This is a genomic window from Roseobacter sp. N2S (genome assembly GCF_031454055.1).
Classification (GTDB): Bacteria; Pseudomonadota; Alphaproteobacteria; order Rhodobacterales; family Rhodobacteraceae; genus Amylibacter.
Genome location: NZ_JAVDQB010000021.1, coordinates 1 through 20699, shown reverse-complemented (window position 1 = coordinate 20699; position 20699 = coordinate 1). Strand labels below are relative to the sequence as shown.

The window sequence follows — 20699 nt, the reverse complement described above, 5'->3', positions numbered from 1 at the left end:
GCCGACTGCTGATCATCGGGGCGATGACCCGGATCAGATGGGCGATCAAAAACGGTCCACCAAAAGGCTCTTGGTTTGAGCAAATGTTAGAGCGTAAGCCCAGCATGTTGGTAGCGATAGCCCTCGCAAACAAAACCGCCCGAACAATCTGGGCGATGATGACCAAACACGAAGATTATCGAGATCCGATCGCGGCATTGTAAACTGCAACGCTCGGTATGATGTGAGAAGGACATTGAGACAGTAAGGACAAAATGATCGACTAGATCGAGGTTAGGAAAACCAGGCCTTCCCAGAGAGCTTCAAGCTCGTGGCATTGATATTGACCCGACCTTCGCATCGCCATACTGGCCCGCGGCATGTGAAACGTCGCAAATTGAGGCCTGACACATGACCGTACCCGATCACATGTACAAACTGTTGAAAGAACCTCTTGCATTGAACGGGGCATCCACACATGGGAATCCGTAGGATTGAAGTTTCACCGCTGTATATCGCTTCATCAGCGGTGAATCCCTGCTTTCTTTCCCTATTGGGGGCCGATATTAACGAGATCAGCCAAGAAAGGTAAATTTTGTGACGAATTCCACTAATCCAGATCCGTTCGATCAGGCCATTCTGCGCGCGGCTCAGGCCAATGGTCGTGCCTCTATCCAAGAGATAGCAGCTTGCGTCGGGCTAAGCCCGTCACCCGTGGCCAGACGGCTGCGATTACTCGAAGACGCGGGCATCGTGACCGGCTACTCTGCGCTGATCGACGAGGCGGCTTTGGGCTTTGGCTTTTCTGTGTTTCTGTCAGTCAAACTGGACAAGCAGGTAGACGACGCGCTGGCACAGTTTGAACAGGCGATTGCAGCCCATCCCGAGGTGGTCGATTGCTGGCTGATGACCGGAAACCGCGACTATCTGCTGCGCATTGCCACCAGCGGACTGGAGGAATTTGAACGGTTTCTGGTCGGAACCTTCACTAAAATTCCAGGCGTCGCGTCAATCGAAAGCTCGATCCCTTTGCGGCGGGTGAAGTCGGGACAGGCGCGGCTCGGTTAGGATCAGCGTGCGGTGGGGACCATCGCCAAAGCCTCGACCTCGACCAGAAATTCGGGTTTGGTAAAGCCTGTGACGATCAGCAAGGTCGATGCAGGTTTCACTGCAAAATCGTGCACCAAAGCATCGCGTACCGCCATGTAAGGCGCGAAATCCTCGCGGCGGGTGACATAACCGGTAAAGCGCATCACGTTGGAAAAATCCGCGCCCGCTTCGGCCAGAATGGTTCGGATGTTTTCAAAACACATCTCGGCCTGCGCGCGAACATCCAAAGGAATCCCGCCATCGGGCGCCATCGCCAACTGACCCGAGGTGACGATCAATTGCCCCGCCTGAACGCCATGTTCATAAGCCCCGAAAGGGGCGGGCAGGCTATCGGGTGTCAGCGCTTTCATATGCGGTTTCCTTTTTCGTCCATACCGCAGCGGCGCAAGAACAGCGTAGTGGCTTCGGCAGCAATGCGGTCTGCATCCATCGGCTGACCGTCAGGGGCCCCCATCAACATGCGCACCTGTGCTTCGTATTCGGCATAATGCTGGGTGACGGCCCACATGTTGATCTGAAACAGCAGCGGATCGACGGGCGCGATCTTGCCCGCATCTATCCACCCGCGAATGGTTCTGTTGGCATCCTCGACAGACGCGCTCAGCGGGGCCCAGTGGGCGCTCATTTCAGGGGCGCCACGGGCCATTTCATTAGCGAAAAACCGGGATACATCAGGGTGTTCCAGCGCATGTTCGACCTTGCGCCGGATATAGTTGGTGATCGCCTCGGCAGGGTCTTCCAGCGAAGACGACAGCGAAAACAGCTCGCGCCAGTGTGACACGATATAGCCCAGAACATCCTGATACAGGTCTTCTTTCGATGTGATGTAATAGTGCAGCTGCGCCTTGGAAATACCTGCCGATTTCGCAATCGCCTGTGTCGATGTGCCTGCCAGACCGTTGCGCGCAAATTCGCGGATGGCCGCATCGCGGATCGCTTCCTGAATGGCGCTGCGGCGTATCTTTGCAGTGGTCATGGACGGTCCTTAGGTGGTCGCGGGGAAGGCTGGCAGGACTGGTATAGCACAGGCTTCAACGCGCACCAGTCGGGAAGGGGCGGCGCGCAGATCACCCGCGCCGCCCCGTTGTGATCAGCTGCGATCAGTTACCTGTCAGTGCGGTCTTGATGTCCAGCCCGTGCCCTTTGTTGACGAACTGGCTGGCAGCCACTTTGGACAGATCAACAGCGCCTTCGTCGATGATGCCGCTGGATACGGCCAGATCGTGAAACGCCTTGATCCGCTCTTGCGACATTGCGCCGATCCCCTGTTCCAGCGCATCGCCGCTGTCGATGATTTCAAGCGCCTTTAGCTGGGCCACTTCCTTGTCCAGCTTTTCAACGGTCATCTCGGGGTTGGCCGCCATGATCGCATCATAGGCGGGCGTGTGATCACCATAGAGAAAGTTCACCCAGCCCTCGATTGTGGCATCCACGAAACGCTGCACCAGTTCGGGGTTTTCGTCGATCAACTGCTGACGGGTTTCAAGCGTGGCGGCATAGGTGTTCCAGCCGTTGTCGGCCAACAGGAACACATCCACATCAGCCCCTTGGGCGCGGGCATAGATGGGTTCCGCAGTGCCATAGGCCTGCTGGACCATTTTATCGTCGGCCAGAAACTGGGCAAGATTATAACCGTAGGGACGCAGTTGTTCGTTTTTGAAACCCTGTGCCTGCACCATCCATTCCCAAAAGCTGAACTGCCCGTCTTTTGACACCAGCACCGTGGGCGCATCGGAAAGGGCGGCAAAATCGGCGTATTGGCCTTTGTGCGTCATCAACGCTTGGGGGTCTTTTTGATAGAATGCAGCGACGACAGTGGTGGGAATGCCGTTGCGCACATTGTCAAAAGACAGCAACAGATTGCCCGCCATCAGAAAGTCCAACCGCCCCGCCGAAAGCATCGGACGGTTGTTGACCTGCGGCCCGCCGGGGCTGATTTCAACGTCCAGCCCGTATTTTTCATAGGTGCCATCGGCCAGCGCCTGATAGAACCCGCCGTGCCCGCCTTGCGCCAGCCAGTTGGTGCCCATCACGACCTTGTCGTTTGCCCATGCGGCCGTGGCCGAAAGCAGCGCGCAAGCCGCGCCGAATGCTGTAAGTGTCTTCTTCATGCTGTTTCTCCTTGTTGCTGTTGGTCATCACGGCGCACCATATCATCGGTCCAGCCGCGTGTTTTTCCGGGGTTCATCAGACCGTAGGGGTCTGCCCGTTTTTTGAAATCAATCTGTGTGGTGTCGATTTCTTTCATGCCGCCGTCTTCGATGGTGACGACATGGGGGTCGAAAATTGTACAGCCGTCTGTCTGTTCCAGTTCGCCAATCAGGCGGTACATCTCGTCCTTGCCGCGATAGCGGACCAGCGGCAGGGCAAAAATCTGGATATCGCCGTCCTGTCGCGCCATTTCGTGGTGCCAGAACATCTCGTCGCCGTAGCGAGCCATCTGGCGCATCACCAGATCAACGTCGAAGGGACGCGGATAGGCAACCTGCAGATAGGTCCAGCCCGGATCAACCTTAAGCGCCTGCAAAGTGGTGTGGTTCCAGCCGCATTCATAGGCCGGTTGCAGGCCCGCTTCGCGGATCTTGTCCTTGTTCATGGCAAAGGAAACGCTCCCGCCCTGCCCTTCGGCCTCGGCTCTGAAACGGTCCATTTCATCGGGGGCCACCATCGCAAAAATAGCGTCGCGATCGGCGGGGAACAGATCTGCAAATTTGGTATAATAAGGGGCAAAGCGCCGCTCTACCGCTGTCAGCAGATAGCAATCCATCCCGCCCTTTTGCGCCCGTGTCGCAAAGTTCAAAGCGCGGTCATAACCGTCAAACAGGGCGGCCGTGTGAATCCAGTCGGTCTTGGGCGTCAGGGCCAGACCCATTTCCACCACAATCCCGTTGGTGCCAAAGGCGTGCTGCACTTTCTGAATGTCATCGCCGTGCAGTTCGATCACCTGCGGGGTTTCCTCTACGGTGATCACCTTGACATAGCTGACATTTCCCGGATCGCGCAGCATCCCGTGACGCAGCGACCCGATGCCCCCCGACCCCCCTGCCAAAAACCCGCCAATCGTCGCCATCTGGCGGGTCGACGGATACATCAGCAGCTCTTGTCCGGTCTTGTGCGCCGCATCGTCCAGCCGCGAAATCCGCGCTCCGGCTTGGGTGCGTACATGACCTTCGGTGATCTCCAGCACCTTATCCAGACGGGTCAGATCCATGATCACCCCGCCCTCCATCGGCACGCATTGGCCATAGTTGCCCGTGCCGCCGCCGCGCAGGGTCAGGGGCAGTTTGTATCTGGCGATCAACCCTGCCACCTGCATCACTTCTTCAACCGATTGCGGGATCACCAGCACCTCGCCCAGCTTGTCCTTCAACTGGTCGTTCAGGATCGGGCTGTACCAGAAATAATCGCGCGAGCGGGCTTCCAGATGCTTTTGGCCGTCGTGAAAGCGGATGCCGTCAAGCGCGGCTTTGAAATCATTCAGATCGGAAGAGTGGGACATCATCGGTCTCCTTGAAAGGGGGGCAAAACCGCACCGTCACGCCAGACCCGCCGCACAGCAGAGGGGCGACTGATCACATCGTTCAGGTCGGTTGCATCAAAGTGGATAAAATCGGCAGGGCCGCCGGACCGCAGGTTCAGGTCGTGGCCCATCCATGCGGCGGGCCGAGCGCCGATTGCGTCCAGCCAGTCTTCGGGTGGCAGATGCCCCATCAGCACGCCCATGCGCAAAACGTCGATCAGATCGTAGTCGCCATAGGGAAAGAACCCGTCGCGCACATTGTCCGACCCGAGCATGACCGGAACGCCTGCAGCGGCAGCCTCTTGCAAGGGCGCAAGACCCCGCAAACGGGGGGTGCGGCCCGGTCCTGCATCCTGAAGATAGCTGTTGGCACCGGGCAGAACCGTCAGGCCGATGCCCGCTTCGGCGGCGCGGCCCAGCAGGGTTTCCACCTTAGCAGGATCGCGCACGGACAGCGCACAGCCGTGCCCGCACAGCACACGCCCCGCCATGCCGCGCCGCGCAGTTTCGTCGATGATCGCATCAATACCGCGGGCCTCCACGTCCAGACCTTCGTCAACGTGGAAATCCAGATGCAGGTCATGGGATTCGGCCAGATCAAACACGGTCTTGATATGCGCCGCCAGATCGTCGTTGCGATACACAAACGCCCCCAGAATGCCACCGTCACGGCGCAGGATCGGTGCAATGTCAGCGCCTATTTGCGCAAGGTCATCCAAAGCCGTCAGCGACGACAGTTGCAGATCAACCCGCCCGCGCCAGTCCTGCGCCAGTTCGCGCAGAACGTGCCAACTGCGCGGCGCATCCGCATAGGACCAATCCACATGGCTGCGCATCAGGGCTGTTCCGTGGTGATAGGCTTTAACCAATCCTTGCGTCGCGCGGCTGCGCAGATCCTCGTCGGTCCAGCGGGCCGCGTCCTGTCCCATCATCTCTATCGCATCAAACAGCGATTGCGCCCGATGGGGCATGCGCGGCGCCGTCATGGTTTTGTCCAGATGGGTATGAACATCCGCCAGCAGCGGCATCACATACCCGCCGCCGCCCGTGGCCGCAGGACGCAGCGCCGTGATACGCCCCGCCTCCTGCTCCAAATCCCAAAAGCCGCTTTGTCCGGCCAGAGTGATCCCTTGCAACCTTGCACGATTGTCGGTCATCAAAACTAACCCTCGCGCTTTATCTCGCTCTCGTGCCAATGGCCAAGAACGGCACGGGACAACCACGCGGTGATCAGGAAAATGCCAACGCCCAGAACCGACACCAGAAACAACGCGGCAAACATGCGCGGGATTTCGTTGCGAAAGCTGGATTCAAGTATACGCGACGCAAGGCCGGTGTTCTGCCCTGCGGTGCCTGCCACAAACTCGGCCACCACCGCACCAATCAACGCCAGCCCGCCCGCAATTTTCAAAGCCGCCATAAAATAGGGCAACGCAGATGGGATCAGCAAATAGCGCAGACGCTGCCACGGGGTGGCCTGATACAAGCGGAACATATCGCGCAGGTTATGATCGGCACTGCGCAACCCGATAGCCGTGTTCGACAGGATCGGGAAAAACGCCACGATCCACGCACAGATCAGCAGGGCGGCGAACGTGTTGCTGACATAGATCAGGATCAGCGGCGCGATGGCCACCACCGGCGTGACCTGCAGGATCACGGCAAAGGGAAACAGGCTCATTTCTATCGGGCGCGACAGGGCAAACACCATTCCCAGGGCCACCCCCCCGACAATCGCCAGAGCCAGCGCCATCAGCGTCAGCTTGACGGTAAACATCGCGCTTTGCATCAGGCTGGTCCCGTCCGTCACCAGTGTTTTGGCGATCAGGCTGGGGGCGGGGATCAGGTAATGCGGCACCTCATTGTACCAGACCAGAAATTCCCACAGCCCCAGCGCAAAGGTGATCGCGGCAAAGGGCAGGATATACCGTAAGCGCCGTTCACGGCGTTCGCGAAGGATGCGCGGGTCCAGCGGTGCGGCTGCGGCAGGGGCTTCAGTGGTTAAGTTCGACATGATCCATGGTCCCTTCCAGTGCTTTACTGACGCTTCGGCAACTTTCTGCGTATTCCGGTGACATCCGGTAGGCCGCGTTGCGCGGATAGCCCCCGCTCAGCGCTATATCATGCACCACACGTCCCGGACGGGCCGCCATGACAACGACGCGGCTGGACAAATACACGGATTCAAACACCGAGTGGGTTACAAAGATTACCGTCAGGCCCAGCGATTTCCACAGGGACAGCACCTCGTCGTTCAGCTTGGTGCGTGACATTTCATCGAGCGCGGCAAAGGGTTCGTCCATCAGCAGCAGCTTGGGTTTTGTCACCATAGCACGGGCGATGGACACGCGCATTTTCATGCCCCCCGACAGTTCGCGCGGGTATGATTTTGCAAAATTCGCCAATCCCACCATCGACAATGCCTCTTCGACACGGGTGCGGGCTTCGACCTTGCCAACCCCTTGCAGTTTCAGCGGCAGATAGACATTTTCATAGACCGTGGCCCAAGGCATCAGAGTTGCCTCTTGGAAAACAAAGCCAATATCGCTGCCTGATGTGCTTTCGCCAGGACGGTGGCCATTCACGGTGATCGACCCCGCCGAGACCGATAACAGCCCCGAAATCATTTTCAACGCCGTGCTTTTTCCACAGCCCGACGGGCCAAGAAAGCTGACGAATTCCCCTTGCCGGATCGTCAGTGACATATCCCGCACGGCGACAGTGCCATTGCCAAACTGTTTGTCAACGCCGCGCATATTGATCAGCGGCGTGTCGCCTTCTGGTGCATGAGTGTCGGGGGCTGGGGTGGGTGTCATCGCTCAGACCTCCGGTTTGTTGTGCAGCCAGTTGGCTGGCATCGCGTCAATTTCAGCCATCGCCTCGACCAGATGTGCAACGGCGTGATCAAGCGTGGCTTCGCCCTTGGCAGCAGTGGCCAGATGCGCCTCGCCGCAGGCACCCGACGGGCTGAGGTCTTGGGTTTTCCACGCAAGTTTGCCCGCACGACCCAGCCCCAGATGTCTGGTGCTTTCAAACAAATCCTGCCCGCGAGAGCGGAAATTGCGCGCTTGGGTCATGTCCACATTATCCCCGTCCAGCGCCAGCATCACAGATGTTTCCATGTCGCCTGCGTGAATGCCATGGGTGCGTTCGGCTTCCGAATACATTCCCTCTGGCATGCCAAATCCGAACCAGTTGACCGAAAACACCAGCATATCCTGTGAAACGCGCAATTGCCGTGCGGCTATATCCATCACCGGAATGTTGCCGCCATGCCCGTTCAGCAGCACCAGTTTGCGCACCCCTGCCCGCGCCACGCTGGCACCGATTTCGCTAAGCACACGGATCAGCGTTTCCGCCGACAGTGTAAGCGTGCCGGGAAAGTCGATATGCTCGTCACTTTTGCAGATGGCCTGCGTGGGCAGGAAAATCACCGGACTGTCATCGGGCAGCGCCTCGGCCAGACGGTGCGCCACACCAGTCACCGTGCAACTGTCCACTGACATCGGCAGATGCGGACCGTGCTGTTCAATTGCCCCGATGGGCAGCACCGCAATCAGGCGGTCATGGTCAAGCGCCGCAAATTCTCGCTGGCTATGATCAGCCCAGAAACGCTTCATCTCGCCCCCGTGCGAGCGTGTGGATATGTGCAAAAATTCGTCATGCGAGCCCCGTGTTTCAGGCAAACATAGCCATTTTCATACCAATCGGTCAAACTATTCGTTCAGATTTTTTATCTTGCCGCTACATCGTGGTTTGGTCTGTCGGAAAAACCGTTCCCAATTGGGGACTTGATGCCCGGACCATCAACAATTTCTCGCGAAGGGAGCTTGTCGAAGACAATTGCTGGGCGGGATCAAAACCATTCCGGCTTGACAGATACAGAGATTCTAGTGCTCGATCGGGCGATATAGTCCAGAAATTTTAATGCGCATTATACTTACAATTCTTATGACTTTGGCCGGAGCGAAAGTTTCGGCCGAACAGGTCGCACCTGAATGAGGGCCCGACAAAAATGAGGAGTTTGCAATGACAAGATTTATGATCGTGCTTTTGATACTCAGGCTGCCAGTGACCGCGGCGCGGGCAGAATGGGTGCTACGGTCGCCCGAAGCGAGCGACGACAACGGCAGTGCTTTCGTAGTGAATAACCAAGGTCATCGGCTGAACATCGGATGCGGCAACGGCGGCATCATCATCATTTCCCTTACACCGGATACGCGCCCGGATGATTTGAAATTTGTTGGCGACGGAGCGGTGGTCTATTTTCAGGTCGATGGCGGTCAGCCGTTACAGATGCCAGCGAAATGCGGAACCCGCGGATGCTATCAGGATTTCATGTTGGGTGGCGACCCATGGCCGGTCAGCCAGATGCGCGCGATCACCTCGGCATTGCGTGCCGGATCGCGCGTCAATGTCTTACTAGGCAGCAAAACCATGTCGCGCTTCGATCTGTCCGGTTCATCTGCGGCGCTCGGGGGATTGGCCACTAAAACCCAGTGCGAAGGTCTTTGATCATCACAACGATCTCAACGAGAGATACCAGATATCGCCGGATCTAGGGTGCCGGTAGCCTAATTTTCAGACCAGCGACACCCTACGATACACGGTAAACAAATCGGCAATGCTTTTCATCCTCAGTTGAAGTCGGGTTTACGCTTTTCGACGAACGCGTTCACGGCCTCTGTATGTTCGGCAGTTTTATGGGCCAGTGCCTGAAACGAAGCAGACAGCTCAAGCAGGCTGCTTAGCCGCGTCACCTGACCTTCACGCAAAAGACGTTTTGTCATGCGTAGCGCCGGTCCCGGGTTGGCTGCAATCTTGGCGGCCAATGCGCCTGCTTCGTTCAACAGTTGGTTATCAGGCACTACACGGCTGACCAGACCGCAAGCCAATGCCGCTTGGGCATCCAGCATTTCGCCTGTGAAAGCCATTTCGGAAGCCTTGGACATGCCCACCACGCGGGGCAACAGCCATGCGCCGCCATCTCCGGGAATAAGCCCGACTTTAATAAAGCTTTCGGCAAATTTGGCGCTTTCGCCTGCGATGCGTATGTCACACATGCAACTCAGATCGCAGCCCGCGCCGATAGCATAGCCGTTAACCGCTGCAATCATCGGTACTTCAAGATTGTACAGAGCCAGTGTCAGGCGCTGGATGCCTTGTTGGTATTCTGTGCGGATAGACACGGGCAGCAGCGTGTCATCGTCGTATTTTTTCATGTCCTTGACATCACCGCCTGCGGAAAATGCCTTTCCAGAACCGGTTACAATCACCACACGAACGGACTCGTCCGTTGTAATCCGCTCCGCGGCTTCTACGAACTCGGCGACAGCGGAATTTCCGGTAAGGGGGTTGCGGCGGTCAGGGTCATTCATCGTCAAGGTGACAATGGCTCCGTCCTGCTCGTATTTCAGAAAATTGGTCATGGTTGTCCTTTCGTTTACAGGTTTATCGGCATCGTTTTTCGCGCCGAAACAGACTGCACATACTCTAACGAACTGTGCTTGCTTTGTAGGAGGGATTGGCCCAGTTGCAGGTTCCAATAGCTTTCCGAACCATAGGCGATACGGCCTTCGATCAGGCGTCGGGTGTGAAGGTGGAGATCATGTTCATGGGTAATCCCGATGGCACCGTGAACGGCATGGGCGATGGGGCCGGCACGTCGGGCAGCTTCGCCGACACGGGATTTGGCAATCGCGACGGCTGCCCTGTCCGAAAAACCGGCAAGCCCCAATTCTGCCGCCATACGCGCGGCGTAGCATTCTTCGGCCATCTGACTAATCTGCTGCTGGATGGCCTGCTGCTTTGCGATGGGCCGCCCGAACTGTTCGCGTTCCTTGGCATAACTCACCGTCATTTCAAGCAACCGTCCCATTGCCGCCGCCATATCGACCGCGCGCATTAACGCCCCCACACAAAGCCAGTCGTGTGTGTTCAACACAGGGCCATCAGGCGCAGCCTGCGGCCACAGAATATCTGCGCTCAGACTGCCCTTTGACGGGGACGGAATGACTGTGGCTTCTGCCAGTGGCAACAATGCCCAGCCTGCGTTGACCCGAGCCACCACATGGTCCACAAGTCGCCCGAAGGGAACATTGGACAGCCTGCACCCGTCTTTTGTTTTTTGAACCGACGTCGGCGCAATGGCGATAGGCCCCGCCTCTGCCGCAACGGGCGAAACAGACCGCAACAGCATGGTTTCCCCCAAGGGCAACGGGGCCGCATGGGCCCCCGCCTGAAACAAGACCGGCGCCACGTCGATCGGATGCAATCCGGCCCCTCCCCTGTCCTCAGAGGTCAGCGCATCGACGAAACCGGCTGCGGTGAGCGCGTTCCAAAGGGCGGCGGCCTGCCCGTTTTGCGCGATATCGCGCAACTGCTTTGGCGTGCAATGAATTGCGAAAAGCTGCTTGGCGCTTTCTTCCAACATGTTTGTCATCCCTGCCCCCTATCGCAGCCCTAAGCCGCGCGCGATCATACCGCGCAAGATCTCTCTGGTTCCGCCGCGCAAGGAATAACTCGGGGCGGCAAGCCCGACAAAAACCGTGGTTTCCAACAATGACGGCGGCGGCTGCATGTCTGGATCAGCGGCCAGCGCGTCTGCGATCAGGATGGGTAAATCCTGTTCAAAACCTGTGCCCAAGTCCTTTACAAGCGCGGCTTCGATAATCGGGCTTTCGCCCACAGCCAGACGCGCCGTGACAGCGATGCTTAATTCACGCAACGTGGCCAGATGTGCGATCATCCTACCCAGCTCCGCCGTATGTGCTTGGGGCACAGCACGCAGCCAGTTCAGCCATTCGTCCAGCAACACGATGCTGCTTAAAATCCGCTCCGGACCAGAGCGTTCAAAGGCCAGTTCAGCCGTGACCTGTTCCCATCCGCCTCCCTCCATGCCGATCAATGTGTCATCGGGCAGAAAAACATCCTCGAAGAAGACTTCGGAAAAATGGGCATCTCCGTTCAAATCCTCGATCTCGCGGATGGTAATGCCGGGTGTGGTCAGGTCGATGACGAACTGCGACAGCCCTTCATGTCGATCCCCGAAAGCACCGGATGTGCGCACAAGCGCGATCATATAGTGGGAACGGGGGGCGTTGGTTGTCCAGATCTTCTGTCCGTTCAGCACCCAACCGCCATCGGCCCTTTGCGCGCGACTGCGCACACTTGCTAGATCCGATCCGGCGTTGGGTTCGCTCATGCCGATGCAAAAGTAACTTTCTCCGGCGCTGATACCGGGTAAATAGCGTTGCTTTTGGTCTTCCGAGCCGTAGCGCTGGATCAGCGGCCCGCTTTGACGGTCTGCAATCCAATGGGCCGACACAGGGGCCCCAGCATTAAGCAGTTCTTCGACGATGACATAGCGGTGAAAAAAGCCTGCCTCTTGTCCCCCGTATTTCTTTTGTATGGAAAGCCCGAGCCAGCCCCTTTCCCCCATCTTGCGGCTGAAATCTGCGGAAAAGCCCATCCATGAACGCGCCCGAACAACAGCAGGCAGCTTGGCTGTTTCCTGCTGTGCAAATGCACGGACTTCGGCGCGTATGGCTTCGGATTCAGCAGGGATCGCTGAAAGGGACAAAGGCCGTAACATCATTTCTCACTCTTTCATCTGCTTGCAAGCGACCCGCATGGCGTGCCTGCAATAGCTGGGTCAGCCGCATAGTCCCCGCCGCTTGCGCGGGGTCTATGTCTGGAACATGGTGTCGCGGTTATTTCAGCGCATCCATGAAGGCCTTCATCACCTCGGTCCCCGGCTTGTTGCGCCCGTCCATATCTGCCGTCCATTCGGAACCAACGGAGTCCAGCAAGGCGCTGATTTCTGCGACATCCGCTTCAGGCAGGGTGACGAATTGGACACCCTGTTCGGCGATTTTTTGTTTGTCGACATCAACCATCCCGTCAATGACCGCACAGGCATGCTGCGTTGCCCGTTCGCCCGCCTCGGTCAAAGCCTGCTGGGCTTCGGGCGAAAGGCTGTCGTATTTCGACTGGCTGATCATATAAGACGCCACGAAAGACCCGAGGTTCAGCCCTTCCGTTGCGGTCTTCAAATGCGGGGCCAAATCGTAGGGCTGGATGGACCCGTAAGGGAACACAATTGCATCCACCGTCCCGCGCGACAGGGCTTCACGGGCTTCGGGGGCCGACATCTGAACGGGCACACCACCCAGTTTGGTCATCGCAAGTGCCTGAGACCCGCCACTGGTGCGAATTTTCTGACCTTTGATGCTTTCGACGCCAGTCAGTTCCTTGGCCGAAAACAACTGATAGGGCGGCAGGGCCAGCGCCATCAGGGCGCGCACACCTTCAGGGGCGTATTCGGCTTTGTCCAGAACGCCGCCCGGCTTGGCGATTTCCCAATAGGCCATTGTCCCTTCACAGGCACTGTTAAACGTTCCGGGCAACTGCGCCACAGAACTGAGCGGCAGTTTGTCAGCCAGATAGGACGCCCCGATATAGCCGATGTCGGTCACTCCGGTCTGTGTCAACGACAGCATGTCCTTGGCTTTGCCCAATTGCTGTGCCGGAAAATATTCAAAACCAACGCCTTCCCCCGTTGTTTTTTTCACATCTTCAAGAAAGGGCATCAGCAGGTTTTCTGCGATATAATGCCCGACAGGCAGGCTGTCAGCCACCCGCAAGGTGATATCCTGCGCAAATGCCGTGCCTGCGTTGACGCAGAGTGCAAGGCTTGCAGCTATACCTAGTTTATTGATTTTCATTGTCTTTCTCTCCTCCTTGTTAAATCTTGCTATTGCATGGTCGACGGCAGCCAAAGGACGATCCCCGGAAAGGCTGCCAGTAGTGCGATGACGATCAGATGTGCCCAGACGTGCGGCATGACCCCTTGAAAAATCTCGCTCAGCGGGCGGCGCGTATAGCGTGCAACGACAAAGACGTTCATGCCCATCGGGGGGGTGACCATTCCGACCTCGGCAGTCACGACGATCAGAACGCCGAACCACACCGGATCAAAACCCAACTGGTAGATCAGGGGCAAAACCACCGGTACAGTCAGGATCAGAATGGCGATCTGGTCCATGAAAAACCCCAGCACCAAATAGCCCATCAGAATGACCGCGAGAATGACCCAGCGCGACGTTTCAAGCGCGCCGACCCAACTGGCAAGATCATTGGTGACGCGGGTCAGGGTAAAGAAATAGCCAAAGACATGCGCACCCAAGATGATGAACAGGATCATGCATGTGGTTTGCGCGGCTGATCGCAGCGCCCGCCATGTGTTACTGACAGACAGCTTGCGTTCCCATCCGGCGATCAACAGGGCACAAAATGCGCCGATGCCTGCGGCCTCGGTTGGCGTTGCAATGCCCGAATAGATCGTGCCCGTCACTGCAAAGAACAGGATCAGAACCGGCCCGATCCGCTTGAGCGAGCGGACCTTCTGGGCAAAGCTATAGGCCTGCCCTTTGGGCGCGGCACTGGGATCACGCCACACCAGAAAGGCGATGGTCAGCATGATCGTTGCCGTCACCATGATGCCGGGTAAAACCCCGCCGACTAGCAGGGCCGATACAGGTATATCCGCGATGATCCCGTAAAGGATCAGTGCAATCGACGGCGGGATCAGCATGGCCAGCGTGCCCGAAATTGCAACAACACCGCCAGCTAGCTTGGGATCGTATCCCTCTTTCAGCATGGCCGGGATAGAGGTAGAGGCCAGCGTTGCCGCTGCGGCTGTCGACGAGCCCGAAATCGCGCCAAATCCGGCCCCCGCCAGTGCTGTCGCCATCGCCACACCACCGCGCAAGCGGCCCACCCAAACGGTTGCCGCCCGAAACAGATCATTTGCCACACCCGATATAATGATGAATTCCGCCATCAGAATGAACATCGGGATCGTGATGATTTCATAGTTGTTGGCTGTGGAAAGAGGGGTGGTCTTCAAAATGCCCTGCAGGATCGGCCAGCCGCCAAACATGTAAAGCCCCGCGGCACCGGAAACCCCCATGGCCAAAGCGACAGGAAGGCCGGTGATCAGCAGGAAAACCAAAAGAACGAGTACGATTGTCACGGTCATTCGCCATGCTCCCCTGGTTTAACGGCTGTATCGGGTGGGGCAGGCATTTCTACCAAATCCCGTGCTGAAAAGACTGAGGCCAGATGGAAAACAAACCGAAAGCCACAACGCAAACACAGCGTGGTCATGCCCACGGTAAGCAGCGCATAGGCGATCCAAGTGGGCCAGGCCACGGCCTCGGCGACACGGTTGTCAAACAGATATGCGTCACGCGCCTGACTGTACCCGAGCATGGACATGGCCCCGACAAACAAGGTCGATCCGCCATAGCCAAGCCCCTGCGTAAGGTGGCGAACACGACGGGGAAACAACGGAACGAAGACGTCCAGTGCGATATGGCCGTGGTTGTTCAACGTGTCGGGCAGCGCCAGAAAGAACATGGCCCCCGCCAGATACAGCCCGATAAGGCTATACGACCACGTCAGCGGCGCTGCAAAAACATAGCGCAGGGTGACATCCACGACCACGATCAACATAATCGCCGCCATCGCCAGCCCAGAGGCACCGATCAGAACGGATTCCACCCGCGCCAGAACTGCCGACACCCCGTTGACCGGCTCGGTCTCCGCCATCGCATCTTTCATACCTTCCCCCCCGATTCAGAATGTCGGCTTGCGCCCAGTATTTTTTCCGCCGAACGCAAGTGCGGCTTGTCGATCATCTGACCATCAATGGTCACGACTCCTACCCCCGGATTGTCGGCAAAGGCGTCGAACACGGTCTGCGCCCAGTCGATTTCTTCTGCAGTTGGTTGAAACGCTTTGTTTACGGGGGCGACATGATCGGGATGGATCACCGCCTTGGCGCCAAACCCGTCGCGCCGGGCTATGCCGGCTTCGGCCGCCAGCGCGTCAATGTCTCTGAGATTGGCGCAGATTGTATCAACGGCGACGACGCCAGCCGCCGCAGCCCCCGCAAGGCACAGGTTACGGGCCAGTCGGAACGGTTCGGTATAAGTGCCATCTTGCACATTCTGCCGCGCCCCGAAAGAGGCGGCCAGATCCTCGGCACCCCACATCAGCCCCCAAAGACGCGGATCAACATCGCGGTATTGCCCGAGCGAGAAGAGAGAGGCGGCGGTTTCTGTAGCAATCGCCAGAATATTGGTCTGTTGCAGACCATGCGCGGCCTCGAACGCAGCAAGATAATGCGCGCAAGTCCGAAGATCATCCGGCCCTTCACATTTGGGCAAAACAATCCCGTCAGGGCCGTGGGGCATGACAGCGGCAAGATCGGTCAGGGTCAGTCCTGAATCCAGTGCATTCACCCGCACAAAAAGCGCCTTGTTGCCCCGCTCGGCCTTTAGCATATCGATCACACAGTCGCGGGCCTGCGCCTTGGCAGGGGCGGCAACGGAATCTTCCAGATCAAGGATCAGCGCATCGGCTTCGCCGCCGGATGCTTTGCCAAATTTGCGGGGGCTATCGCCGGGGACAAACAGAAAGCTGCGCATTAGGTGGCCTTTTCGTTAGGGCGTTTGCGCATCAGGCCCATACGGCGGCACGATGCCACCAACGTGCCATGCTGATTGAAACAGTGGTGCTCGAATTCCACCAAACCGGCATCGGGGCGGGATTTGCTTTCCCTTTTGGATATGATCAGGGTTTCCGCCCGAAGTGTATCGCCGTGGAACACCGGTTTGGGGAAACGGACCTCGGACATACCCAGATTTCCGATCGTCGTGCCAAAGGTCGTGTCTTGCACGGTCATCCCGATCATGATCGCCAGCGTGAACAACGAATTAAACAGGCGTTGGCCCCATTCCGTTCCTTCGGAAAAAGCCGCGTCGATATGCAAGGGCTGCGGGTTCAGTGACATCAGGCTGAACATGGTATTGTCTGCTTCGCTCACGGTTCGCCCCAGTTCGTGGCGAAACTGGCAGCCAACCTCGAAGTCTTCAAAATACAATCCGGGCATAGGGGGCTCTTTAATAAGATTTCGGGAGTCCCAGCACTTTTTCGGCGATAAAGCACAGGGCAAGCTGGGGTGAAACGGGGGCGATGCGGGGGATCAGGCTTTCGCGCAGATAGCGCTCGACATGGTATTCCTTGGCGTAGCCAAAGCCACCATGGGTCATCACGGCTGTCTGACAGGCGTTGAAACCAGCCTCCCCTGCCAGATATTTGGCTGTATTGGCCGATGCGCCGCAAGGCAGACCGCTATCGTATTCCCATGCCGCCTTCATGATCATCAACCAAGCGGCTTCCAATTCCGAATTGCAGATAGCCAGAGGGTGCTGGATCGCTTGGTTCTTGCCAATGGGGCGGTTAAAGACCTCTCGCTCGCAGGCATAGTCGGTTGCACGCTTCAATGCGGCAAATCCAAGCCCGACAGCTTCGGCGGCGATCAGAATGCGTTCGGGGTTCAATCCTTGCAGAATGTATTCAAAGCCCTTGCCTTCCTCGCCAATCCGATCGGTCTCGGGAATTTCGAAGTCTTCAAAGAACAGCTCGTTGGAATCCACCGCCTTGCGGCCCATCTTTTCGATCTCGGAGACTTTGATCCGGTCACGATCAAACGGTGTATAAAACAATGACAATCCCTGCGTCGGGGATGTCACGTCCTCCAGCGGGGTGGTCCGCGCCAAAAGCAAAAGATGATCGGCCACCTGCGCGGTAGAGATCCAGACCTTCTGGCCGTTGACCACATATTTGTCGCCCCGTTTGTCCGCCCGCAATTTCAGTTGCGTGGTGTTCAGCCCTGTATTGGGTTCGGTGACAGCGAAACAGGCTTTGGCGCGCCCTTCGACCATCGGGCGGATCATCCGCTCTTTTTGATCGTCAGTGCCGAACACCGCCACGGGTTTCAAACCGAAGATGTTGATATGAACCGCCGAAGCCCCGGACATCCCTGCGCCGGATTCAGAAATGGTGCGCATCATGATTGCCGCTTCGGTAATGCCCAGCCCTGCGCCGCCCTGTGCTTCATCCGAGCAAATACCAAGCCAGCCTTCGGAGGCCAGAGCATCATAGAAATCCAGCGGAAAGCCCCCCTCGCGATCCCGTTTCAACCAATAAGCCGCGTCGAAATTCTGGCAAATCCGGTCCACTGCATCGCGGATGGCGGTCTGATCCTCTGTCAAAGAAAAATCCATCGCTTAGTTCTCCTTCATGACACGCAGTGCCCCACTGCTTTGTAATTCAGCGATTTCGGTGTCGCTAAACCCTGCTTCCGTCAGGATTTCAGGGCCGTGTTCGCCCAAACGTGGCGCATGACGGCTGGAACTGGCGGGCGTGCGCGAGAACCGCACCGGCACGGCCATCTGGCGCAACTTGCCTTCGCTGGGGTGATCCTCTGACTGGAAAAATCCGGTGGCCACAAGGTGCGGATCTTCCAGAACCGATGCGTAGCTGTGCATCGGCATGGCCGGAACATCGGCGTTTTCGAAAACCTCAAGCCATTCCGCAGTGGTTTTCGTACGCAACAGCTCGCTCAGTGTCGCGTAGACAAAATCTATATTGGCCATACGGGAGTTGAAGTTTGAAAAGCGGTCGTCATTTTCAAGAATCTCGCTGCGTCCGATCGCCTTGAAAAACCGCTGCCAGTGGCCATCAGTGTAGACCAGGCAACAAACATAACCGTCTTTTGTTTCATAGGGGCGGCGATCAGCAGACAGGTGGCGCGCATAGCCGCCCTTGTCCAGCGGGGGATCATAGGTCAGCCCGCCTAAATGATCACCCATAATCATCGAGACCATGGTTTCAAACATGGGAATTTCGATTTTCTGCCCCTTGCCCGAGCCGGTCCGTTCGATCACCGCGGCCAGTATGGCGTTGACGCCAGCCATCCCCACGATCCGGTCCGCAATCGCTGCCGGCACATAAGAAGGTTTACCACCCGCCCGCACAAATCCGTGTGAAATACAGGCACCACCCTGAATAAGATCGTCATAGGCAGGGCGGTCTGCATAAGGGCCGTTTTGCGCATATCCCACATATGCAGCGTAGATCAGACGCGGGTTCAAATCCGCCAGTTCTTCGTAAGACAGACCAAGGCGCGCCATCGCCCGCGGACGGATATTTGTGATGAGCACATCAGCCGTTTCGATCAGTTTCAAGATCACGGCACGGCTCTCGGCCTGCTTTAGGTTCAAGGCAATATCGCGCTTCGAACGGTTAACATTCAGAAACAGCGGCCCCATCTCGGCATGACGGGTCGGTCCGATCTGGCGGACCACATCCCCCTCGGGCGGTTCCACTTTGATAACGTCTGCCCCGTAGTCCCCCAAAATCTGAGATCCATACGGCCCCATCAACACCGTTGAAAGGTCGATAATGCGCAAACCTTTTAACAAACCCATTTTTGCCCTTCCAATTTGTCCACATATGTGAATAAATAGTTCTACATACTGGACCACTTAACGAGCGAGTGAGTTGCCTTGTCAACAACTTTCTGACCGTCGAAGCATCCCCGATGGTATAGTAATGGCTTATAGACACGAAAATTCAGAACGCTGGAGGGCATCAATGGCTGTCAAACAGATAGAAAACCTATTGAAATTGTTAGAGTTTTTTGCCGAACGAAAAAACCCTGCCACTTTGGCGGATGTCGTGGCACATTTTGGCTGGGCGCGATCCAGCACCTTCAACATTTTGACAACCCTGGTCGAGAATGGGTATCTGTATGAACCCAAGGCACGCGCGGGTTTCTATCCTTCGCCCCGATGGCTGCAACTGGCGCATGCCATGGCAGAAGGGGAACCGATCTCGGAAAAATTGCGTCAGCTATTGGCGGAACTTGCGGATCAAACCGGAGAAACGATCTGGATTTCAGCCTCCAGCGGGCAATACGCCGTTTTCATCGAGGTCGTCGAATCAAAGGCGAATGTCCGGTATACTGCAAAGGCGGGAAAGCGGGTGCCGATCCACGCCACGGCTTCGGGGCAGGCGTTGCTGTCACAGCTACCAGAGCATGATTTGGGGGTGCTGCTGCGCAAGGTATCCTTTGAACGATACAGTACGAACACCCCCATGAGTATTCCCGAGGTTCTGGAGCAGATAGAGGCTGGGCGCAGACGGGGCTGGTTCGCTTCCGCCTCAAACTATTCACCCGATCTGGGGGGCGTGGCGGTGCCTGTGATTGATGGGCGCAGAACCTATAGCGTCACTGTTGCGGGCCCATTGTACCGTGTCCGCGACAAGTGTGTTGAACACGCCACTTGCATCCACAAAACCATAAGCCGCATATACGGACCGGGACATAGTCGGGCGACCTTGAGGAATTACAATACAATTCTGTAACTGGCTCTTTTAACTGAACAAGGTAAGCGTTGCGCCGATCCCACCTATTTGACGTAATTCCATGGTAGCAGATCGTTGATCTGGCTTTGTTTGTGGCCTGCGACGATGGCAGTGAACGTATCGGCCAGATAGGCATGCGGATCGGCACTGTTCAATTTGCAGGCATCGATCAAGGGGATCGTCAAGTTGTTGCCGTATGTTAAAAAATTGGCGGTTTATTCCAGTTCAAGCCGCGAGCTCACTGGCGCATCCAGCCCATTCATAAAATGCGTCAGCTCGTTTCTGGCGGAAAGTTGTTGCGGTCATTGTATGGCGACGAGAGCGGAACAGGTTCGCGGTTTCTTCATGGACAGCCAGAAACCTCTGCGCTTGGCGGGCGGATTTAAACCGGCCCTGGATCTTCTCCCGTTTCCGTGTCGGCCTGTGCGACCCTTCGATGCGATTGTTCAGCCCTTTGTGCGCTCGATGGTCCACGACCAACCCAAGCTTGCGTAGGGCGGCACCGTAGCTGCGCAACTTGTCGGTTATGATGACACGCGGCATGCCCCAGCAGGCGATCAGCCTGGAGATGTAACCTGAATGCACTCCTTTGCCCTACATCACACTAATGATCATTAATAATCTTTGGGCTGTGGTTGGACTTGATTGAGAAACATCGCAGTGATTTGCCGCCGAATTGACCTACCCGTGTTTATATTTTGGTCAATGTTGGCTTCTCCTTTCGTTTTTTCTTTGCAGCCTCTGAGCTAGCTTTGAAACGGTACCTGTTGAGCGCTGCAACGCAAATTTTACTCTGACAGCTCTATTG

General features: G+C 57.0%; 21 protein-coding genes and 3 pseudogenes. 4 read left to right on the top strand and 20 right to left on the bottom strand.

Annotation, left to right across the window (positions count from 1 at the left end; all coding sequences use genetic code 11):
• Positions 1-203 (top strand): annotated as a pseudogene (locus GGE09_RS23375) (IS110 family transposase); the annotation flags it as partial.
• A 373-nt stretch (positions 204-576) separates the two neighbouring features.
• Positions 577-1047 (top strand): Lrp/AsnC family transcriptional regulator, encoded by a 471-nt coding sequence (locus GGE09_RS23370; RefSeq protein WP_309748466.1) that lies wholly within the window; start codon positions 577-579, stop codon positions 1045-1047.
• A gap of 2 nt (positions 1048-1049) precedes the next feature.
• Here GGE09_RS23370 and GGE09_RS23365 read toward each other — a convergent pair whose 3' ends face one another.
• From GGE09_RS23365 to GGE09_RS23330, 8 genes are all read right to left on the bottom strand, one after another.
• A complete protein-coding gene (locus GGE09_RS23365) occupies positions 1050-1439 on the bottom strand; it encodes a RidA family protein (RefSeq protein WP_309748465.1) in 390 nt (129 codons plus the stop codon).
• Positions 1436-2065: a TetR family transcriptional regulator C-terminal domain-containing protein gene (locus GGE09_RS23360; protein WP_309748464.1), complete on the bottom strand. Its 630-nt coding sequence runs from the start codon at positions 2063-2065 to the stop codon at positions 1436-1438. The genes GGE09_RS23365 and GGE09_RS23360 overlap by 4 nt, the downstream gene beginning before the upstream one ends.
• Positions 2066-2189: 124 nt before the next feature.
• Positions 2190-3200, bottom strand: coding sequence for an ABC transporter substrate-binding protein (locus GGE09_RS23355; RefSeq protein WP_309748463.1), 1011 nt, complete (start codon positions 3198-3200; stop codon positions 2190-2192).
• Positions 3197-4588 (bottom strand): FAD-binding oxidoreductase, encoded by a 1392-nt coding sequence (locus tag GGE09_RS23350; RefSeq protein WP_309748462.1) that lies wholly within the window; start codon positions 4586-4588, stop codon positions 3197-3199. The genes GGE09_RS23355 and GGE09_RS23350 overlap by 4 nt, the downstream gene beginning before the upstream one ends.
• On the bottom strand, positions 4588-5766 hold the full coding sequence (locus GGE09_RS23345; protein ID WP_309748461.1) for an amidohydrolase family protein: 1179 nt from the start codon (positions 5764-5766) through the stop codon (positions 4588-4590). Before GGE09_RS23345 ends, GGE09_RS23350 begins: the two co-directional genes overlap by 1 nt.
• 5 nt (positions 5767-5771) lie before the next feature.
• A complete protein-coding gene (locus tag GGE09_RS23340; protein ID WP_309748460.1) occupies positions 5772-6623 on the bottom strand; it encodes an ABC transporter permease in 852 nt (283 codons plus the stop codon).
• Entirely contained in the window at positions 6604-7425 is an 822-nt protein-coding gene (locus GGE09_RS23335; RefSeq protein ID WP_309748459.1) for an ABC transporter ATP-binding protein, read from the bottom strand. Before GGE09_RS23335 ends, GGE09_RS23340 begins: the two co-directional genes overlap by 20 nt.
• A gap of 3 nt (positions 7426-7428) precedes the next feature.
• Positions 7429-8229, bottom strand: coding sequence for a creatininase family protein (locus GGE09_RS23330; RefSeq protein WP_309748458.1), 801 nt, complete (start codon positions 8227-8229; stop codon positions 7429-7431).
• Positions 8230-8638: 409 nt separating this feature from the next.
• On the opposite strand from GGE09_RS23330, the gene GGE09_RS23325 reads away from it, so the two are divergent.
• Positions 8639-9124, top strand: coding sequence for a hypothetical protein (locus tag GGE09_RS23325; RefSeq protein WP_309748457.1), 486 nt, complete (start codon positions 8639-8641; stop codon positions 9122-9124).
• A gap of 122 nt (positions 9125-9246) precedes the next feature.
• On the opposite strand, the gene GGE09_RS23320 is transcribed toward GGE09_RS23325, so the two are convergent.
• The 10 genes from GGE09_RS23320 to GGE09_RS23275 all read right to left on the bottom strand — a co-directional run bounded on the left by GGE09_RS23320 (position 9247) and on the right by GGE09_RS23275 (position 18951).
• The gene (locus GGE09_RS23320; RefSeq protein ID WP_309748456.1) at positions 9247-10038 is read right to left on the bottom strand and encodes a crotonase/enoyl-CoA hydratase family protein; all 792 of its coding nucleotides are present in this window, start codon (positions 10036-10038) and stop codon (positions 9247-9249) included.
• Between the two features lie 14 nt (positions 10039-10052).
• Positions 10053-11051 (bottom strand): acyl-CoA dehydrogenase family protein, encoded by a 999-nt coding sequence (locus GGE09_RS23315; RefSeq protein WP_309748455.1) that lies wholly within the window; start codon positions 11049-11051, stop codon positions 10053-10055.
• Between the two features lie 9 nt (positions 11052-11060).
• Positions 11061-12206: an acyl-CoA dehydrogenase family protein gene (locus tag GGE09_RS23310; RefSeq protein WP_309748454.1), complete on the bottom strand. Its 1146-nt coding sequence runs from the start codon at positions 12204-12206 to the stop codon at positions 11061-11063.
• A 115-nt stretch (positions 12207-12321) separates the two neighbouring features.
• Entirely contained in the window at positions 12322-13335 is a 1014-nt protein-coding gene (gene dctP, locus GGE09_RS23305) for a TRAP transporter substrate-binding protein DctP (protein ID WP_309748453.1), read from the bottom strand.
• A 29-nt stretch (positions 13336-13364) separates the two neighbouring features.
• Positions 13365-14651 (bottom strand): TRAP transporter large permease, encoded by a 1287-nt coding sequence (locus GGE09_RS23300; RefSeq protein ID WP_309748452.1) that lies wholly within the window; start codon positions 14649-14651, stop codon positions 13365-13367.
• On the bottom strand, positions 14648-15235 hold the full coding sequence (locus GGE09_RS23295; RefSeq protein WP_309748451.1) for a TRAP transporter small permease subunit: 588 nt from the start codon (positions 15233-15235) through the stop codon (positions 14648-14650). Before GGE09_RS23295 ends, GGE09_RS23300 begins: the two co-directional genes overlap by 4 nt.
• The gene (locus tag GGE09_RS23290) at positions 15232-16104 is read right to left on the bottom strand and encodes a CoA ester lyase (RefSeq protein ID WP_309748450.1); all 873 of its coding nucleotides are present in this window, start codon (positions 16102-16104) and stop codon (positions 15232-15234) included. Before GGE09_RS23290 ends, GGE09_RS23295 begins: the two co-directional genes overlap by 4 nt.
• Positions 16104-16568, bottom strand: a complete 465-nt coding sequence (locus tag GGE09_RS23285; protein ID WP_309748449.1) for a MaoC family dehydratase — start codon at positions 16566-16568, stop codon at positions 16104-16106. The genes GGE09_RS23290 and GGE09_RS23285 overlap by 1 nt, the downstream gene beginning before the upstream one ends.
• 10 nt (positions 16569-16578) lie before the next feature.
• The gene (locus GGE09_RS23280) at positions 16579-17745 is read right to left on the bottom strand and encodes an acyl-CoA dehydrogenase family protein (protein ID WP_309748448.1); all 1167 of its coding nucleotides are present in this window, start codon (positions 17743-17745) and stop codon (positions 16579-16581) included.
• Between the two features lie 3 nt (positions 17746-17748).
• Positions 17749-18951: a CoA transferase gene (locus GGE09_RS23275; RefSeq protein WP_309748447.1), complete on the bottom strand. Its 1203-nt coding sequence runs from the start codon at positions 18949-18951 to the stop codon at positions 17749-17751.
• A 166-nt stretch (positions 18952-19117) separates the two neighbouring features.
• Here GGE09_RS23275 and GGE09_RS23270 point away from each other — a divergent pair, with 166 nt between their 5' ends.
• Positions 19118-19891: an IclR family transcriptional regulator gene (locus GGE09_RS23270; RefSeq protein ID WP_309748446.1), complete on the top strand. Its 774-nt coding sequence runs from the start codon at positions 19118-19120 to the stop codon at positions 19889-19891.
• A gap of 44 nt (positions 19892-19935) precedes the next feature.
• Here GGE09_RS23270 and GGE09_RS23265 read toward each other — a convergent pair.
• A pseudogene (locus tag GGE09_RS23265) lies at positions 19936-20064 on the bottom strand (transposase domain-containing protein); the annotation flags it as partial.
• Between the two features lie 52 nt (positions 20065-20116).
• Positions 20117-20464 (bottom strand): annotated as a pseudogene (locus tag GGE09_RS23260) (DDE-type integrase/transposase/recombinase); the annotation flags it as partial.
• Positions 20465-20699: the final 235 nt, after the last annotated feature.

Excerpts from the sequence above, each read along its gene's own strand:
- GGE09_RS23285 (WP_309748449.1), bottom strand. The coding sequence starts at position 16,568 with ATGCCCGGATTGTATTTTGAAGACTTCGAGGTTGGCTGCCAGTTTCGC.
- GGE09_RS23270 (WP_309748446.1), top strand. The coding sequence starts at position 19,118 with ATGGCTGTCAAACAGATAGAAAACCTATTGAAATTGTTAGAGTTTTTT.
- GGE09_RS23345 (WP_309748461.1), bottom strand. The coding sequence starts at position 5,766 with ATGACCGACAATCGTGCAAGGTTGCAAGGGATCACTCTGGCCGGACAA.
- GGE09_RS23350 (WP_309748462.1), bottom strand. The coding sequence starts at position 4,588 with ATGTCCCACTCTTCCGATCTGAATGATTTCAAAGCCGCGCTTGACGGC.
- GGE09_RS23335 (WP_309748459.1), bottom strand. The coding sequence starts at position 7,425 with ATGACACCCACCCCAGCCCCCGACACTCATGCACCAGAAGGCGACACG.
- GGE09_RS23275 (WP_309748447.1), bottom strand. The coding sequence starts at position 18,951 with ATGGGTTTGTTAAAAGGTTTGCGCATTATCGACCTTTCAACGGTGTTG.
- GGE09_RS23325 (WP_309748457.1), top strand. The coding sequence starts at position 8,639 with ATGACAAGATTTATGATCGTGCTTTTGATACTCAGGCTGCCAGTGACC.
- GGE09_RS23315 (WP_309748455.1), bottom strand. The coding sequence starts at position 11,051 with ATGACAAACATGTTGGAAGAAAGCGCCAAGCAGCTTTTCGCAATTCAT.
- GGE09_RS23340 (WP_309748460.1), bottom strand. The coding sequence starts at position 6,623 with ATGTCGAACTTAACCACTGAAGCCCCTGCCGCAGCCGCACCGCTGGAC.
- GGE09_RS23330 (WP_309748458.1), bottom strand. The coding sequence starts at position 8,229 with ATGAAGCGTTTCTGGGCTGATCATAGCCAGCGAGAATTTGCGGCGCTT.
- GGE09_RS23365 (WP_309748465.1), bottom strand. The coding sequence starts at position 1,439 with ATGAAAGCGCTGACACCCGATAGCCTGCCCGCCCCTTTCGGGGCTTAT.
- GGE09_RS23360 (WP_309748464.1), bottom strand. The coding sequence starts at position 2,065 with ATGACCACTGCAAAGATACGCCGCAGCGCCATTCAGGAAGCGATCCGC.
- GGE09_RS23280 (WP_309748448.1), bottom strand. The coding sequence starts at position 17,745 with ATGGATTTTTCTTTGACAGAGGATCAGACCGCCATCCGCGATGCAGTG.
- GGE09_RS23355 (WP_309748463.1), bottom strand. The coding sequence starts at position 3,200 with ATGAAGAAGACACTTACAGCATTCGGCGCGGCTTGCGCGCTGCTTTCG.
- dctP (WP_309748453.1), bottom strand. The coding sequence starts at position 13,335 with ATGAAAATCAATAAACTAGGTATAGCTGCAAGCCTTGCACTCTGCGTC.
- GGE09_RS23295 (WP_309748451.1), bottom strand. The coding sequence starts at position 15,235 with ATGAAAGATGCGATGGCGGAGACCGAGCCGGTCAACGGGGTGTCGGCA.
- GGE09_RS23300 (WP_309748452.1), bottom strand. The coding sequence starts at position 14,651 with ATGACCGTGACAATCGTACTCGTTCTTTTGGTTTTCCTGCTGATCACC.
- GGE09_RS23320 (WP_309748456.1), bottom strand. The coding sequence starts at position 10,038 with ATGACCAATTTTCTGAAATACGAGCAGGACGGAGCCATTGTCACCTTG.
- GGE09_RS23290 (WP_309748450.1), bottom strand. The coding sequence starts at position 16,104 with ATGCGCAGCTTTCTGTTTGTCCCCGGCGATAGCCCCCGCAAATTTGGC.
- GGE09_RS23310 (WP_309748454.1), bottom strand. The coding sequence starts at position 12,206 with ATGATGTTACGGCCTTTGTCCCTTTCAGCGATCCCTGCTGAATCCGAA.